The 15,998-nt window shown below is 56.5% G+C and carries 12 protein-coding genes; 9 read left to right on the top strand and 3 right to left on the bottom strand.

The window, feature by feature from the left end; genetic code table 11:
• Positions 1-10 precede the first annotated feature (10 nt).
• The 7 genes from DES29_RS07815 to DES29_RS07845 all read left to right on the top strand — a co-directional run bounded on the left by DES29_RS07815 (position 11) and on the right by DES29_RS07845 (position 8,703).
• Entirely contained in the window at positions 11-2,158 is a 2,148-nt protein-coding gene (locus DES29_RS07815; protein ID WP_236578911.1) for a sensor histidine kinase, read from the top strand.
• An 820-nt stretch (positions 2,159-2,978) separates the two neighbouring features.
• Positions 2,979-4,955 carry a doubled CXXCH domain-containing protein gene (locus tag DES29_RS07820; RefSeq protein WP_016474672.1) on the top strand — a complete coding sequence of 659 codons (1,977 nt, stop codon included), beginning with the start codon at positions 2,979-2,981 and terminating at the stop codon, positions 4,953-4,955.
• 240 nt (positions 4,956-5,195) lie between these two features.
• Positions 5,196-5,693, top strand: a complete 498-nt coding sequence (locus DES29_RS07825; protein ID WP_016474671.1) for a rhodanese-like domain-containing protein — start codon at positions 5,196-5,198, stop codon at positions 5,691-5,693.
• Between the two features lie 96 nt (positions 5,694-5,789).
• The gene (locus DES29_RS07830) at positions 5,790-6,188 is read left to right on the top strand and encodes a DUF4418 family protein (protein WP_016474670.1); all 399 of its coding nucleotides are present in this window, start codon (positions 5,790-5,792) and stop codon (positions 6,186-6,188) included.
• A gap of 90 nt (positions 6,189-6,278) precedes the next feature.
• Positions 6,279-7,535, top strand: coding sequence for an ABC transporter permease (locus DES29_RS07835; protein ID WP_165655078.1), 1,257 nt, complete (start codon positions 6,279-6,281; stop codon positions 7,533-7,535).
• Positions 7,536-7,539: 4 nt separating this feature from the next.
• On the top strand, positions 7,540-8,247 hold the full coding sequence (locus DES29_RS07840; RefSeq protein ID WP_113854692.1) for an ABC transporter ATP-binding protein: 708 nt from the start codon (positions 7,540-7,542) through the stop codon (positions 8,245-8,247).
• A 30-nt stretch (positions 8,248-8,277) separates the two neighbouring features.
• Positions 8,278-8,703 (top strand): TlpA family protein disulfide reductase, encoded by a 426-nt coding sequence (locus tag DES29_RS07845; RefSeq protein WP_016474667.1) that lies wholly within the window; start codon positions 8,278-8,280, stop codon positions 8,701-8,703.
• An 88-nt stretch (positions 8,704-8,791) separates the two neighbouring features.
• On the opposite strand, the gene larC is transcribed toward DES29_RS07845, so the two are convergent.
• The 3 genes from larC to DES29_RS07860 are packed head-to-tail and all read right to left on the bottom strand — an operon-like array spanning position 8,792 to position 11,271.
• A complete protein-coding gene (larC, locus tag DES29_RS07850; RefSeq protein ID WP_113854693.1) occupies positions 8,792-9,547 on the bottom strand; it encodes a nickel pincer cofactor biosynthesis protein LarC in 756 nt (251 codons plus the stop codon).
• A 32-nt stretch (positions 9,548-9,579) separates the two neighbouring features.
• Positions 9,580-10,263, bottom strand: a complete 684-nt coding sequence (gene larB, locus DES29_RS07855) for a nickel pincer cofactor biosynthesis protein LarB (RefSeq protein WP_046446210.1) — start codon at positions 10,261-10,263, stop codon at positions 9,580-9,582.
• 48 nt (positions 10,264-10,311) lie between these two features.
• The gene (locus DES29_RS07860; protein ID WP_016474664.1) at positions 10,312-11,271 is read right to left on the bottom strand and encodes an AraC family transcriptional regulator; all 960 of its coding nucleotides are present in this window, start codon (positions 11,269-11,271) and stop codon (positions 10,312-10,314) included.
• Between the two features lie 522 nt (positions 11,272-11,793).
• Between DES29_RS07860 and DES29_RS07870 the strand changes: the two genes are divergently transcribed.
• The gene (locus DES29_RS07870) at positions 11,794-13,881 is read left to right on the top strand and encodes an FAD-dependent oxidoreductase (RefSeq protein WP_236578912.1); all 2,088 of its coding nucleotides are present in this window, start codon (positions 11,794-11,796) and stop codon (positions 13,879-13,881) included.
• Between the two features lie 32 nt (positions 13,882-13,913).
• Positions 13,914-15,773, top strand: coding sequence for a [FeFe] hydrogenase, group A (locus DES29_RS07875; protein WP_113854694.1), 1,860 nt, complete (start codon positions 13,914-13,916; stop codon positions 15,771-15,773).
• Positions 15,774-15,998 lie beyond the last annotated feature (225 nt).

Below are 15,998 nucleotides of genomic sequence, written 5' to 3' on the forward strand. Positions count from 1 at the left end.
TTTGCGCATCATGACGAAGATTCGCCGGTTCCCTTTTTTTTCGGCCGCCGCCGTCCTCGCGCTGACTGTTCCGCTTTCAGCCTTGGCCGACTATCCCGACCTGCCGCCGGAACCGCCGCGCGCGGCTTCGTCCTTCATCGGCATGGGAGCGGCTACCGGCACGCCTTCAGGGGATGTTGCTCAGGCTGTGAAGCCCGTTTTGCGCTCGCTTCCTGTGCCGACAATGGTACAGTCGGCGCCTTTTAATAAAAGCGATCTTTATGCGGTGCCGGTGACAACCAATTTCCCGCGCCCTTTGAAGATCGGCGTGCAGGCTTCTTTAGGCTTGTCGTCTCGAGCGCAGTGGCTGCGATTTACGCTCGAAGAACTCAAGTACGTTCTGGGCGAGGCGAATCTAGAAATTCTCTGGTTTGACAATCGGCAGCTCGAACTTGGCGTCAAGAGCCGTCAGCTCGACTTCATCCTTGCCGATGCGGATGAATTCGCGCTGGCGCAGTCGACTGGATATTACGAGGCCTCCGCAAGTTTTCTGCCTAATGCGGCGATTCGTGCCGAAGATGCGCAGGCCGCGGTCATTTTTACGCGCCGCGGACGTGAGTCGACAGCGTTCAGTGCTTTGGCCAATCCCAGCACGACGTTTGCCGCCACCAGCCGCGACTCCTTGGCCGGCTGGGACGCGGCGGTAGTGAAACTCTTTCAGCACGGTATTTCTCGCATCGACATAGAAGATCGAACAACCTTTTACGGGTGGTCCTCTGCCTCAGTGCTTCATGCCGTGCTTTCAGGAGCGCAGACGGTAGGCATTCTTCCGGCATGCGAACTTGAAAAGCTCGAAAACCGCGGGAAGGTCGGCATCACGCATGACCTTTCAATCTTTTCTCCGCAAAGGGACGACACGCTTTCCTGCGCCCACTCGACGATTACCTATCCGTCCATCACGGTGGGCGTGCTGCGTACGCTTGATCCTGCTTGGAAAAAGGCTGTCAGCACGGTGCTTTATGCCGCGGCAAGCCAGCGCTACGGCGGCGAGTGGGCGCTTCCGGCCGTCAACCGTACGATTTACGATTTGTTTTACGAATTGAAGCGCGGTCCGTACGAAAACCTCGGGTCATGGAATCTCAACCGTTTCCTGCGTGAAAATGCCGAGTTCATTGCCTTTGCGCTCTTGGCGGCCTTCATCATCATTTCGTATGCCGTCAGTTTGTCGGTATTAGTTAAGCGCAAGACTGCGCAGCTGCGCAGAGCCCTCGAAGAGCGTGAAATGATCGAGGCCGAAGCCGTTCAGTCGCGTCAGCATATTGCCAACCTTGAACGCACCGGCATTGTCGGACAGATGTCCACGATCATTGCGCATGAGCTCAAGCAGCCGCTTGCGGCTATTGTCAATTTCGCGGGCAGCCTGAATCGCCGCGTGCAGAAGGGCAATTACGACGAGAAAGCGTTTGGCTGGGCACTGGGGGAAATTCTGGATCAGGCCGAGCGCGCCAATCAGATTGTCAACCGAGTCCGAGCCTACGCCAAACACGACTATCCGCCGCGAACCATTGTGGATTTGTACGGCGTCATCGGGAATGCCATCACCAACTTCCGTCGTGCGCGGCAGACGGCTGCGGAAGTGATCGTGCGCGTGAACAAGCACTCTATGGCGGAGGTGGACGCGTGGGAAATTGAACTCGCGGTCTTGAATCTCATGAAAAACGCAGCAGACGCCATTTCCGGCGTTGAACACCCGAAGATCATCGTTTCTCTCACGCCCATTGACGAAAAAACTTGGGCGCTTTCTGTGGAGGACAACGGTCCTTACATTACCGATGAGGCCTTTGACAATCTTTTCAAGCCTCTGCAAACCACTAAAGGCGCTGACGGAATGGGGCTGGGACTCTCCATTATTGCAAGCATCGCCGAGCGGCACGCCGGACGCTGTACGGTCGAACGGGCAGGAGCGCAGGGGCTGCGCTTTACGCTGGTGCTCCCGAGGATCGTCGGCGGCAATGAACCTGACCTTGCCGAGGACGGACTTCCGCCGAAGATGACGGTTTATAAGGAAGGAGAATTGGCTTCAGCGAGAGGGGCCGACGATTTCCGCATTGAGAATGCCAAACCCAAAACGCGCGCGGCAACGATGGATCCTAACAATACGAACGTGAGCGGTATCTAGGCGCTCACATACTCTGTCAATGAGGGCATCTTCGGCAGACAGAGAATCCAAGTACGGGCAAGCCCGCGGCAGCCGCGAGGCTGACTGTAATTTCAAGGCTCAAGCGTTGACTAAAGACGTTTGAGCCTTTTTTCTCCCTAGGGCTGTCATCCGTACGGACGGTTGCTACGCGTCTCTGAAGCGCTTTGAAAGACACTCTCAAATAAGGTTTGGCAGTACTCAGAATGTACGAAAAAAATGAACGTTCAGATCGAAGTCGTTAGGCAAAACGTAGCTATCGGCAACTAATTATCCATAAAATATTTCTAAATTCAGGGTCGGTAATTTCCCTAAATACCTAGGTTTATCCTATAGTTAAATGAGAACAATTCTCAGTACCAATCAAAAAAGACAATTATCAGATTTGATATTGTCATATGGGAATTCGATAGTAAAAATCGATAAACAAAACTATACGTTCCGAAAATCGGAATCGTATATCGTGTCAACCTAAAAAGGGTGACAAAATATCTCTAGAGAGGTATTTATGTTCGATATAACAGCCTGCATCGTTCGGAAATGACGAAAGTCGAGCAAACATTTGAAATATATCGAAATGATCCATTAAGACATCCTGAAGAGCACCTAATTCTGAGTATTTTTGACTATTCAGAAGGTTGAGAACACTCCCCAAAAGGTTTTGAGTCTTAAGAAGAAGTTAAGGGAGTAAATTGATGTTGCGCCGCCCGTGAGGGATGCGCATTGACCTCAAAGAAGCCGATCGAAAGATCTGAGCTATTTAACAACATCTATATATATAGAGACCCGAAAGGAGCTAGATATGACCAAGCAGCACAAGCTTCTGTCTCTCGCCGCCTGTATGTCGGCAGCGCTCGTCGCTTCGTCAGCCATGGCAGCTGAAACCCCGGCGGCCCAGACCTCCGCCAAAGAAGTTCTCCCGCGTACGCTTGAAGGCTATGTCTCTCAAGATAAGGCTTTCTGGGACTACCTGAAGGCTAATCACCCCTACTTCAAGTATTTGAAGGAAGGCCGCGTTGTCGGTAAGTTCACGATGTCCGATCGTGAAGAAGAATGGGTGAATTTCGGCGGCGGCGACAAGTACCGTGAAGACACCGGTCGTACGACCGCTGTGACGTACCGCCTCCCGTACGAATCCTTCCTCGATCTGCCGAACAATTTCGTCGGCCCGAAGAAGTGCGGCGAATGCCACCCCTCTCAGTATGAAAAGTGGGAACGTTCGCGTCACAACAAGATCGTTCGCTTCCCGGAAGAAATGACCGAAGCCGTGGTTCAGGGCGACCTGAAGCGTCCGCTTTACGGCTCGAAGGCTTCCGTCCTTCCTGAAGGCATCAATGTCGAGGACGTCTACGTCCTGATGGGCACGCCGCGTACGAAGTACGGCTTCGTCGATAAGTGGCTCGTCCGTGGTACCTACCACATCGAAGACGGCGGCAGCCTCTCCCAGGCTACCGGTAAGATCGTTGCCGGCGGCAACCAGTTCTCCCGCAACTGGGCCGAACACATCACCCCTGAAGTTGCCAAGAAGATCAACGCATGGGATCCGACCTTCCCGACCAAGCTCGAAGACTTCGGTGCTCAGAGCTCCAAGGTCTGGGGTATGAACTCCTACGGTGCTTCGAACCGTAAGCAGGCCATGTTCCAGCCGGGTTCGTCCTACTGCGAAATCTGCCACACCTGGAAGTTCGACTTCAAGAGTCAGGATGAACTCTTTGCCGCCCTCGGCGACGGCGAAAAGCTTCGTGCGCACACGATCGCTAAGGGCGTGAGCTGCGAAGAATGCCACGGCGCAGGTGCTCACCTGTACGGCGCCCGCGGTGCCGGCATGCCGTCCGACTGCGAACGCTGCCACCAGCGTTTCGTCTACAACCGTGAAGACGCTAAGGCCAATCCCAAGGCTCCGTTCACGTCTTACTTCAAGAGCTTCTGCCCGGCTTGCGGTACCGAAGGTTCGCAGTCGCACTACACGAAGCACTATCAGAAGGGCATGCGCTGCACGACCTGCCATGACCCGCACGAAGTTACGTCCAACGACTGGACCAGCCAGTACACGGTTCCGAACCTGAAGAAGAACTGCCAGGACTGCCACACCACGGCCGCCTACTTCTTCTCGCAGGGCGGTACGCACAGCCGCAACAGCTGCGAATCCTGCCATATGCCGAAGATGGGTTCCTGCGAAAACTTCGCCGCGATCCAGCGTCCTGACATGGCCGGCTTCGACAACGTCCGTGCGTCCCACATCTGGCGCATCCTCGTTGATCCGGAAAAGAAGTCCATCAACCCGCCTGAAGGCGCTGACCGCAAGCTCGTGTCGCCGAAGGGCTGGCACCTGACCAAGGACGAAGGCCGTCCGTACCTCGACTTGATGTGGACCTGCGGCCGTACGGCTTACCAGGATAAGCACGTCGTCGACGCGATGGGCTGCCACAGCCCGATCCAGTCGAAGTTCCCGGAAATGATGCGCTTCAAGGATCAGAAGACCATCTATAACAAGGTCATCGCCTGGCAGACCCCCGTCAAGGAAGGCTATGCCAAGGTCATCGCCGACATGGCCAGCATCCAGGATCTGCTGAAGGTCACGAAGCTCTCGACGGCCGATCGCGCGCAGGTTCAGCTCTATGCTGAAGAAGCCCGCCTGAATGCCGCCAAGATCAAGGACGACGGCTCCTGGGGTGTCCACGCTCCGAAGTTTGCCAAGCAGCTCGTTGACGAAGCCACGACGTACACCACGCAGGCTCTCGCCATCCTGAATGCCGCGAACAAGACCGCCAAGAAGTAATCCTTCCTGAGTGATCTTTCCCGAAGAGGGCTCTGCAAAGAGTCCTCTAGGAGCAGGATAGAAAAGCTCGACAGTTTCGACTGCCGAGCTTTTCGTGTTTTTACTTTGATTTATAAGGATATTTCAAGTATTGCCATAACAATTGCTTAATCTTTTCCTGTTAGGGTTCGCCATAAATCCCTATGCATTGCCGAACCCAAAAAAGCAATGCATCAGCAGACCCTTCACGAAGGAAGAAAAATGCAGAAGAAGTCCTTTGCCGCGTTCAGCACGGCGCTTGCCGCGGTCCTGATGATCTCGACCGGTTCTCCGGCTTATGCCGCCGATGCCGCTGACGGCTCCAAAATGACCGTGCAGCAGATGCGCCAGCCGATTCCGCTCTCGCTCAACAAGGTTTCGAAGGTGCTTGGACAGCCTGACGTCTATGTCTACGACTGCAATCCGGAAGACATTTATGAAAAGAGCCATTTGAAGGGATCCATTCATGCCAACAAGGCCGATTGGATGAATCTGCTGCCGAAAGACAAAAAGAATTCCTTTGTGATTCTTTACTGCATCAACCGTATGTGCACCGTCTCGTTTGAAGCGGCACTGGAGGCGATTAACGCCGGCTACGAGAATGTGTACGTCATGCCTGACGGCATTCAGGGGTGGGTCTCCAACGGCTATCCCTTTGAAGGCACTTCTTGGAAGCCGTACGAAAGCAAAGCACCTGTGCTTTTGCAGCGCAAGGACTGAAGCATTGCTCACCCATTGCGGCAAAGAGCAGAATGCTTGCTGTTTGATGCACACTAAGGTGTGCATGCAGCATTTCGTCTTAGCGGAGATTAAACAATGAATTCCAACCATCCCGCGCTGATTTCCGGCGGGTTATTTTTCGTCATCGGCCTGGCTTTGGCCGCCGCGCTTTTTACGGGGCTCTTGCCGCATTGCTGGCACAACGGTCCGAGCGTCTGCTATTGGATGACTAGAGCAGCAGGCGGCGCATCGGCGGTTGTTGCATTTCTCGGTCTCGCCATGATGTTCTCTCGATCGGCCGGTGCGGGATTCGGCATGGCTGTCGGGGTCTTCTTAAATGCAATTCTGATTGCCGGCGTTGCGGGTCCGCTGATTGGGCCGTGCCCGAGTCCGATGATGCACTGCCACAGCATCACTCAGCCGGTGCTGATTGTTGCCGCAGCGGTCATCGCAGTCATTGCGCTGATTGAGATCCGCAGATTGGCCTGCCGCTGAAGCGGTTATTCACCCAAAATAAACAGGATGCTGCCTTCTCGGAATTGGCCGGCTCTGCCGGCCAAGCACAGAAGGAAAGATTTAGAGAGCATGACGAATCCTCAGCCTTCACAGAACGTTGCAGGTCAACCTGCAAAAGCGGCAGGTGAATATAAGCCGCTCACGACGTTCACCATCGCCGCCGCGAACGTTACGCAGCGGCCGCTTCGTTCGCTTTTGCTCGGACTGATCGCCGCGGTTTTTACGTTTCTGCTCTTTTCGAGTGCGATGGTAACGGCCAATCTGGAAGCCGGCATCAGTTCGCTCGCTGCCCGAATGGGGGCTGACGTGTTAGTCGTCCCACAGGGACAGGGCAAGAAGATCCAAAGCGTGATCCTGCGTGCTGAGCCTTCAACGTTCTATCTGGACGGAAAGCTTCTGGATGTCGTGCAGAAACTTCCCGGGGTGGCCAAGGCTTCAGGGCAGCTCTTCATTTCGTCTTTAGACGCGCAGTGCTGTTCGGTCAAGGTGCAGCTGATCGGCATTGACGAAGCCACTGACTTCGTAATCGCTCCATGGCTTAAACATGCTGCGGATAAGCCGCTCTCGGGCAATGACGTCATTGTCGGTGATTACATCTATGGTGAAATCGGCAGCACCCTGAAGTTTTTTGATCAGGAGTACCGCATCGTCGGCCGTCTTGCGCCGACAGGCATGGGATTTGACTCGTCAATCTTCATGACGCTTGATGCGGCTCGCCGGGCCGGCAGGGCTGCCTCGCCGGACAGAGCAGACGAAATGGCTCAGAGCCTCTCGGCCATTCTTGTGCGGGTGAATCCCGGTGTTGATCCGATTACGGTTTCTGATGAACTGCTCGATCAACTCGGGCTGAAAGCGAATGTCAATTTCGTGTTTGCCTCGAACATGATGAGTGATACGTCTGCGAAACTCCAGAAGGTCGTGAGCGTTATGTACACCGCTGCCGGCGGATTTTGGGCGGCTGCGGCCATCATCATGCTGATTGTCTATTTCTTTGCCTTCAGCGAGCGTCAGCGGGAGTTTGCGACATTGCGGGCCCTGGGTGCCTCCCGCGGCAAAGTGGTCGGCATTGTGCTCGCGGAAGCTTTCATTATTTCAATGCTGGGATCCGCCGTCGGCATTGGTCTCGCGGCGTTGGTGGTATCGAATTTTTCGACGGTCATCGCTCATGCGATCGGACTGCCTTATCTTGCTCCGGAGACCGGCAGCTGGCTGCGGGCGTTGGCAGCGAGCGTAGCGGCGGGCATTCTTACGGTGCCGTTGGCGTCGCTGCCGACTGCCTGGCGGATTGGCCGCAGCGACATCTTCACGACCTTGCGCGAGGATTGACGCCATGAAGCTTTCTGCCAAACAGCTTGGCCGCCGATATGAACGCGCCGGACGTCCTTTCTGGGCGCTGCGCCACGCGGATCTGTCGGTCGGTGCAGGAGATTTCGTCACCGTTTTGGGACGCTCGGGATCGGGCAAAACGACGCTGCTGACGCTCCTTTTGGGTTTATGCATGCCGACAGAGGGCGAGGTCGCTTTTAACGGCAGGGCCCTCTCGGGAATGTCGGACGAACAGATTTCCGCGCTTCGCAATGCGCACATCGGCTATGTCCCGCAGCATGCAGGACTTGTGCCGACACTCACCATTCTGGACAACATTCGTCTGCCGTGGCATTTGGCCAATCGTCGGGGGACTGAACCAGCAGGCCGCGCTGAAGAGCTCCTCACTGCCGTTGGTCTTGCTGATCTGGGCGGACAGTATCCTCGAGCGCTTTCCGGCGGAGAGCTTCGTCGAGCGGCGTTTGCGAGAGCGCTCATGAATTCGCCCGAGCTGATTGTGGCTGATGAACCCACTTCCAATCTGGACCGCGAAAGCGCTGAGGTTGTGGTGCGGATGTTGATTGAGGCCCGCCAAGCGGGTGCCGGCGTTTTGCTCGTGACGCACGATACCTTAGGGATTGGGGCGTCCAATGCGATTTACGATATGGTCAACGGCGAGCTCAAGCTTCGAGAAGAAGCGGTGCAAAGCGTTGATCCCAAATCAAACCGCTAATATTTAAATAACCATCTGGAGATCCATGTCATGCAGAGACGCAATTTGATCGGAAAGGGGGCTGCACTTGCGGCTTTTGCTGCGCTTCCGGGCGCATCGCTGCTTGCGGCTGAAGCTGCGGCAGACGAACCGGCACCAAAGAAGAAAGATAAGGACAAGGATCTTCCTTTCCCGGTGAAAGGCAAGGTAACGGTTGTTGATTTCGGAGCGCCTTGGTGCGCGAGCTGCCCGGAAATGGCCAAGCTGATGGAAGAAATGCAGAAGGAATATGGCGACCGCGCTGCCTTTATCGTCATCAACATTGATGAATGGAACGGCATTGAAAACGATTACCTGATCGAAGAAATGCCCGCACAGATCTTCTACGATGCATCCGGAGAGCCGATTTGGCAGCACCGCGGTCCGGTGGATGCAGAGACGATGCGTGAACGCGTCAACATTCTGCTCAAAGGCTGATATCTCTCTTTCGACCCGAATAACAGCCAGACAAAAGGCGCAGAGGCATTGAGCTTTCTGCGCCTTCGTTATATCTGTGACTGAAAGATTATTCCACGGGCTGCGGGAGCGGCCGGCCTAACAGGAATCGGGTTCCATTAGGCACATTGTCAAAAGTGCAGCCGGGCACGAATACATTGACTGCGGAAGAAATCTGCATTTCAGGCCAAGGACCGAAATGCGCGCCAAAACCTTTAAGCATGGCAAGACCGGTGGGCGTCACAAGCTCCCCAATGCCTGACGAAGGCCGCACCGCAACGCCCGGCATCATGGCAAACATTGCGGGCGCCGGGTAAGGCACCGTGCCGTGAGCACAGATCACCTCGCCGTCGCTCACAGGAATGGGGCTTGCAGCAATTCTTTCGAGCTCGAGCGTCTCGAGAAACTGTGCGCACAGACCGACAGCGAGAATATTGCTTAAGCGGCCGACTTCATGGAAGTGAACTTCATTTTCCGCAGTGCCGTGCACTCGAGCTTCGGCGCACACGAGTTCGTGCCAAACAGCTCGGGCACGCTGCCGGGCGCCCGCGGAGAGACGGCTCGCGGCGTAAATGGCTTCGATGTCTTCGGGATGCCGGTGACCGTGTCCGGTTTCGGCAGGCGTGAGGAACTTCACCGTCCACCCGCTGATGCCGCGCACCCAGGCGGGTTTGAGTTCCAGTCCGATGTCAAGGCCTGGAAACAGGCTTCGCAGATAGGCGCCGGCAGTGCCGGAGGTTTGTTCGGTCAGTGCCAGAAGCCCTGCCGTGAAGGACGATGCGTTAAAGCCCGCATGAATGCGGATGGCGAGAATGCTGTCGGGCATAGTGGTGTCCAAAGCGGAACAAAAAGAAAGGGTCAGCGGGCGGTTTCGGACGGCGCCTGCGGATAAAGAGCCGCCAGGACTCTGGCGGCCGCGCATGCCGCGCCGTAGCCGTTGTCGATATTCAGTACGGCGACGCCGGGCGCGCAGGATGCGAGCATGCTGCGCAGTGCGGTTTCGCCGCCCTGAGCGATGCCGTAGCCGATGGAAGTCGGCACAGCAAAGAGCGGACGCATGGTGAGGCCGCCCAGTACAGAGGCGAGCGCAGCGTCAAGACCGGCAGCGCAGATGACCGCATCGCAGGCGTTGATTTCAGGGAGTGCGGCTTCAATGCGCCAGAGGCCGGCTACGCCGCAGTCGATGAAGGGCTTGACTTCGTAGCCGAGATATTCAAGCGTTCGAGCCGCTTCCATGACGACGGGGGCATCGGCGCTCCCCGCAGAGACTACGGCGCACACGCCGGGCCGGCGGGGACGCACGGCGTTCCAGGCCGTGCGCGAAAGCGGGTCGAAGTTGTATTTTCCTGCCGTATCCGGATCAATTTTCGCAAAAACCTCGGCATCCAGACGCGTGAAAAGAACGGGCGGCGCATTTCGGAGGGCAAATCGTGCGAAAAGACCCGCAAGCGTGTCAAAAGGTTTGCCTGCGCAAAAGACAGCTTCAGGGAGCCCGATGCGGCGCTCGCGGTCAAGATCGAAGCGTACGGCGGAGTCAAGCATGTGCGGCCTAAAACGTTAGGAAGTGGTGAGATGGGGCATATGCGAAGCTTATGCCGCGGTGCGGGTTCCGTGTTCGACGCCGACAAGCTTAATGCTTTCAGCCGTGCGGCCAAAGTCTCGGCGCTTGCGGACGTCGCGAAGCGGTGAATCGCCAAAGAGGCGCTTATAGTCTCGCACGAACTGAGTCGGGCTTTCGTAACCTACGGCATAAGCTGCGGCAGAGACTTGTGCGCGCTCGGCAAGCATCAAATGCTGTGCTTCGCACAAACGAATTTGCTTTTGGAACTGCAGCGGGCTCATGCCGGCAACGGCTTTAAATTGGCGATGAAAATTCGACGTCGACATGCCGTGAAGCTTCGCCAGAGCTTCAATGGATATGGGCTTATCGAAATTGCGCCGCAGCCACCCAATAGCACGAACGACGGTGTTCGCCGGGGCGCTTTCACGTAGAAGCGGCAGGAGCCGCGCTGCGGTAGGGCCGGCCAGCAGAAGGCTGTGAATATCGCGAATAATGCAGGGGGCTCGCAGCGGTGCAAGCTCGGGCGTTTTGAGCAGCTTGATGAGCCGCTCAAAGTCAAAGAGCAAGTCTTCAGTCGGTTCAAACACAAAGATGGCTTCGGGCGGCAGCTCCGCGTTCTCTTTCTGGTCGGTTTGCGGCAGGTGTTCGGCCAGTTCGATCAGCGTAGCGCGGTCAAGCGCCAAAGAAACCGATAAGAAAGGTTCTTCGGGGCTCGCGTGCATCGCTCGAAAAGTACTTGGCAGCGCGGCGCCGCAAAGCAGTCCTTCCCCGGCACCGTAGGAAAAAAACCGGCCTCCGACCGTCACGGTCTTGACGCCCGAGAGGATGAACGATACGGCGATCTCGCCCGTGGAACAGGAAAGCGGCACTTCGGATTCAAAACGATGTGTGCGGAATCCTTCTGCCGGGGTCGTGCTGACGCCCAAAGGCGGATTGGCCGACATTAATTCCCGGCGCATGTCTGCCAACATGTTTTGAATCGTGGTCATTTGTAAATTTTCCTATGTCGTCAGTGGACTTCGAGTTGACGGAGGTAGTGCGGCGTATCGAGAGAAATAGGTTATTTTCTACCCGAAAACGTTTCTCCGAAGTCTGCATCAAGCAGTTTCAGGCAATTTTCTCTGTCTGTCGAGCGTTCTTCCCGCCATTGATAGAAATAGGCAGGAAATTGATTGTCCGAGACGATTTGGCAGTTTTTCGTTCAAAACGGGCATAAAGAATGGCGTTGACATCGGCAGAATGCAGACTGTTGAAAACTGTAATTTTTCTCGAACTTTTAAAAATAATTGAATACATTAATGTAACCGTCGTTATAGCTTTTGATCTATCTTTGGACTAATTCGATCGGTGAGAACCCTATCTCTTAGGGGGAACGCTAGAATCAATAGGAACCAGTAAGGAGAACCCCATGATGTGAACGGAACGGCCAAAGAAGCCGTCCGGCATGGGGTGGGCTGGAGGACCCCTCGGCGGGCGGCGTGGACCAAAGGACGTCGCCCGCAAGACTATCCATGCCCGAAACAAAAGAAGAGAGCGCAACAACAATGCAAGCCGCATTCAGCTACGGGCACTGGCAGGGACGCCGGCTCGACAATCGTTCGGCCGTAGATTCCTGCGACCTTCCCGTCGGTTTCCCGCTTGAGGAGGCCGCCGCCTTTAATCAAGGCAATCCGTTAACCAGCGTGATCGGTCCGCAGGGTTTTCTCGTCTTTGAGAACGCTCCGCACCTGACCGTTATTCTTTATGCCTATTACGAAGATGCACGCAGCTTTTCCTGCGGACGCTGTACGCCCTGCCGCATGGGAACAGTGCTGATTGCTGAGGCACTGAAAAATGCCGTTGAAGGGCGCGGCAGCACCGTAGACTGGGACGAAATCGCTGAAACTGCCCGCCATATGAAGGTGTCGAGTCTCTGCGGCATTGGGCTGCAGTCAGCCGAACCGATTCTGGGGGCGATCGAAAACTTCCGAGCAGAGCTCGAAACGACGGAACCGGTAGCGGGACTCCAGGGACTCAAAGACGCCAAGCAGTATGTGAGCACGGCGACTGCCCCCTGCATTGAAGCCTGTCCGGCGCATGTCAATGTGCCGCGCTACATCGATTACATTCGTGACGGGCGGCCGGAGATGGCCGAAGGGGTGCTTCTCAAGCGTTATCCCTTGGTCGGAACGTGCGGCCGCGTGTGTGTGCGCCCTTGTGAAGCCGCCTGCGCCCGCCGCTTCAATGAGCAGCCGATTGCCATTCGCGATCTGAAGCGTCACGCCGCTGATGAGCTCGGCGTGGGCTCCGCGGAACTTTTTGACGATGCCATGCTCAAGCACCCTGCGCCGGGGGTTGATCCCCATCAGCGCATTGCCGTAATCGGTGCAGGGCCTGCCGGCATTGTCTGCGCTTATCATCTTCTGCGCCTGGGGCGGCCGGTAGATGTGTTTGAAATGGAGCAGGAAGCGGGCGGCATGGCTCGCTGGGGCATTCCCTCATACCGCCTCCCGCGGGCAGAGCTGGCCGGTGAAACGGATATTGTGAAGACGCTGGGCGGCCATTATCGCTATGGTGAAAAACTCGGCCGCGATTTCCATTTGAATGACTTGTTCGCTCAGGGCTATGACGCCGTTTTTCTCGGCATCGGCTGCGCACGCGGTCAGTTTCTGGGGCTTCCCGATGAGGATCAGAACGCTCAAGGGTACCTGCGCGGGCTCGATTTTCTGCTCGAGGTCGAGCACAGTCAGGGAACGCCGGAAGGTCCGAAGCCCTTAGAGGGAGATGTCGTCGTGATCGGCTGCGGCAATGTGGCAATGGACTGCTGCCGCACCGCGCGGCGCATCGTCAAGCCCGGCTGTCAAGTTACGGTTGCGTATCGTCGAATTGAAGCATCTGCGCCGGCCGATCCTGAAGAAATTCACGCTGCCCGGGCCGAAGGCATTCGATTTGAGTTCCTCTCGGCACCCAAGCGCATTTTGGTTGAGAACGGCCGCGTTGTCGGCATTGAACTCGTACGGATGCATCAAACAGAACCCGACGCTTCCGGCCGCCGAGCAGTGAAGCCGCTGCCCGGTAGCGAGTTCATTATCCCTTGTTCGTACGTTATTGCGGCCATCGGTCAGAAGATGGATCCGACGGTTTTCATCCCTGAGGACGGCATTGCACTGACTCGCTGGGGCACCATCGAAACCAAAGAAAACTTCACCACATCGCGTGAAGGCGTATTCGCGGGCGGCGACGCCGCCACGGGCCCCAAGACGCTTATTCTTGCGATGGCGCAGGGTGAGGCGGCAGCAAAGTCGATTGACCAATATCTCAAAACCAGAGAACCTGCGTTCTTTCCGAGAACACGGCTCTCACAAATCATTGCCAAGGCCAAACTGGTCGGTGCCTGCAGACCGACGAGACCGCTGCCGATTGAAGCGCGCTATACGTCGAAGTTTCTGGATCCTGAAGCGCGCAGTGCCAATTGGGAGGAAGTCGAAGGCGCTATGACGATTGAGGAGGCTCGTCAGGAGTCTCAGCGCTGTATGCGATGCATGCGTCTCATCGCCGTTACAACCCGCAATCCAGTGGTTGAACACGAACCTACCGCCCCCAATGCGGCGACTTTCTAACGGTTGAACAGGATTCCGAGGAGACTCCGACAATGGCTTATCCCGACAAAAACGAAATGCCGGACCTCAGCCGCCGCGCCTTTATCAACGGCCAGACGGTCGCGTTTGAACCCAACGACACGATTTTGGAAGCTGCGCGCCGTGCGGGTATTTTCATTCCGACGCTGTGCGAATTAGCCGCGCTCAATCACCGCCCCGGCACCTGCCGAGTCTGTTTGGTGGAGGTAGAGCTTCCCCAGGGCGGCCGTGAGATCGTAACGTCCTGTGAAACCAAGATTGAGCCCGGCATGCGCATCCGCACGCGTACGGCGGAAGTCCGCCGCCGCCAGAAAATGCAGGTTGAACTGCTGATGGCGGATCATGACGAAAACTGCTCGTCATGCAAGCGCCACGGCAAGTGCGGACTGCAGGATGCCGCACTTTGGACCGGTGCGGACCGTCTGGGACTTTCCGGGCGGTATAAGCCGATTCGCAAGCTCGATATGTCCGCACCCGCCATGCGTTTTGACGGCGGAAAGTGCATTCGCTGCCTGCGCTGCATTGAGGTCTGCCGGCAAGTGCAGGGTGTTTCGGCGCTCTGCCTCACCGGAACGGGCACGAAAGCCGAAATCGGCTTTACCGGCGCCGTCAATTGGGGGTCATCCGATCGATGCATTGAATGCGGGCAGTGCTCACTCGTTTGCCCGACGGGGGCTATCAGCGTGCGTGATCAAGGGTGCGATGTCTTCGACCTGCTCGACGACGATTCAATCACCACGGTCTTTCAGTTTGCGCCTGCTTTGCGAGTGGCGCTTTCCGAAGAGTTCGGCTTGCCCCCCGGCATGGATGTGCAGGGCAAGATCGTCAGTGCTTTGAAGCGCATGGGCGCAGACTACGTGATGGATACCAATTGGTCGGCCGACGTAACAATCATGGAAGAAGGCACCGAGATGCTCGCCAACTTCGAGCGTGCCAAAAAGGCCGGAACACTCCATTCCAAGCCCTTCACTTACTTCACGTCCTGCTGCCCGGGCTGGGTTAATTATGTCGAGAAGATTGCCCCCGACATGATTCCGCACGTGTCGAGCACACGTTCGCCGCAGGCGATTTTCGGGGCTTTGGCCAAGACTTGGCTGGTTGAACATGCAGGCATCGAGAAGAGGGATATGCGGGTCATTTCGATCATGCCTTGCACCGCTAAAAAAGGCGAGGCCAATCGAGATACGCTCAAACGCGCAGACGGCTCCTGCGACGTTGACGTCGTGCTGACCATCCGCGAGTTTGCCAGACTGATTAAGCGCTCCGGCCTTAATCTGGCCGATCTCCCCGATATGCCGTTTGATTCCCCCATGATGTCGCTCTCTTCGGGAGCGGGCCAGCTCTTTGGCTCAACCGGCGGCGTGATGGAGGCGGCGGTACGCACGATGTCGGCGGTCAAGAATCAGGATCCGCGTCCAATGCCGCCGCTCACGCCGGTGCGCGGCATGGAATTCATCAAAGAAGCGACGGTTCGTCTCGGCGACCTCGGCGACATTCGCATTGCAGTGGTTCACGAATGTGCCAATATTGCCAAGGTCATCGAAATGGTCCGCAACGGAACGTGCCCATACCACTTTGTTGAAGTGATGGCTTGTCCGGGCGGCTGTGTGGGCGGCGGCGGCACAACCCGCGGTGTATGGGGCCGCAATACGGCCAAGCGTCAGCAGGGGATTTATGCGATCGACAAGGTCAAGAAGATCCGCGCGTCCTACGAGAACCCCGAAGTGATTCGGCTGTATCAGGAGTATCTGGGGAGTCCCGGCAGCGAACGGGCTCATGAGCTGCTCCACTGTGAATACAAACCTTGGAAAAAGCGCGAGCGCAAACTCACTGGACCGGAGATTCTCGAAAGCGTCGAGCTTTCACCCGAATAAGGAGCTCTCCGCAAACGCAGCTCCGGAACCCCTAAACCGCCCGGCCGTAAGGCCGAGGCGGTTTTTTATAAGGTCTTGCTGTCCATGTGCGGCATTGAAGAATCGGGTAGAGAGCGGGTTTGCACCTCGCTCCCTCCCACACCACCGGACGTGCCGTTCGGCATCCGGCGGTTTCTAAAGTTAGGTTGTGGATTCAGTGGTCAGGCCTTTGACAAGAGACTGTAA

Source organism: Sutterella wadsworthensis, from assembly GCF_003315195.1.
GTDB lineage: Bacteria > Pseudomonadota > Gammaproteobacteria > Burkholderiales > Burkholderiaceae_F > Sutterella > Sutterella wadsworthensis.

What these genes read in the sequence shown, in the direction of transcription:
- DES29_RS07815 (WP_236578911.1), top strand. Translation starts at nt 11, where the DNA reads ATGACGAAGATTCGCCGGTTCCCTTTTTTTTCGGCCGCCGCCGTCCTC.
- DES29_RS07820 (WP_016474672.1), top strand. Translation starts at nt 2,979, where the DNA reads ATGACCAAGCAGCACAAGCTTCTGTCTCTCGCCGCCTGTATGTCGGCA.
- DES29_RS07825 (WP_016474671.1), top strand. Translation starts at nt 5,196, where the DNA reads ATGCAGAAGAAGTCCTTTGCCGCGTTCAGCACGGCGCTTGCCGCGGTC.
- DES29_RS07830 (WP_016474670.1), top strand. Translation starts at nt 5,790, where the DNA reads ATGAATTCCAACCATCCCGCGCTGATTTCCGGCGGGTTATTTTTCGTC.
- DES29_RS07835 (WP_165655078.1), top strand. Translation starts at nt 6,279, where the DNA reads ATGACGAATCCTCAGCCTTCACAGAACGTTGCAGGTCAACCTGCAAAA.
- DES29_RS07840 (WP_113854692.1), top strand. Translation starts at nt 7,540, where the DNA reads ATGAAGCTTTCTGCCAAACAGCTTGGCCGCCGATATGAACGCGCCGGA.
- DES29_RS07845 (WP_016474667.1), top strand. Translation starts at nt 8,278, where the DNA reads ATGCAGAGACGCAATTTGATCGGAAAGGGGGCTGCACTTGCGGCTTTT.
- larC (WP_113854693.1), bottom strand. Translation starts at nt 9,547, where the DNA reads ATGCCCGACAGCATTCTCGCCATCCGCATTCATGCGGGCTTTAACGCA.
- larB (WP_046446210.1), bottom strand. Translation starts at nt 10,263, where the DNA reads ATGCTTGACTCCGCCGTACGCTTCGATCTTGACCGCGAGCGCCGCATC.
- DES29_RS07860 (WP_016474664.1), bottom strand. Translation starts at nt 11,271, where the DNA reads ATGACCACGATTCAAAACATGTTGGCAGACATGCGCCGGGAATTAATG.
- DES29_RS07870 (WP_236578912.1), top strand. Translation starts at nt 11,794, where the DNA reads ATGCCCGAAACAAAAGAAGAGAGCGCAACAACAATGCAAGCCGCATTC.
- DES29_RS07875 (WP_113854694.1), top strand. Translation starts at nt 13,914, where the DNA reads ATGGCTTATCCCGACAAAAACGAAATGCCGGACCTCAGCCGCCGCGCC.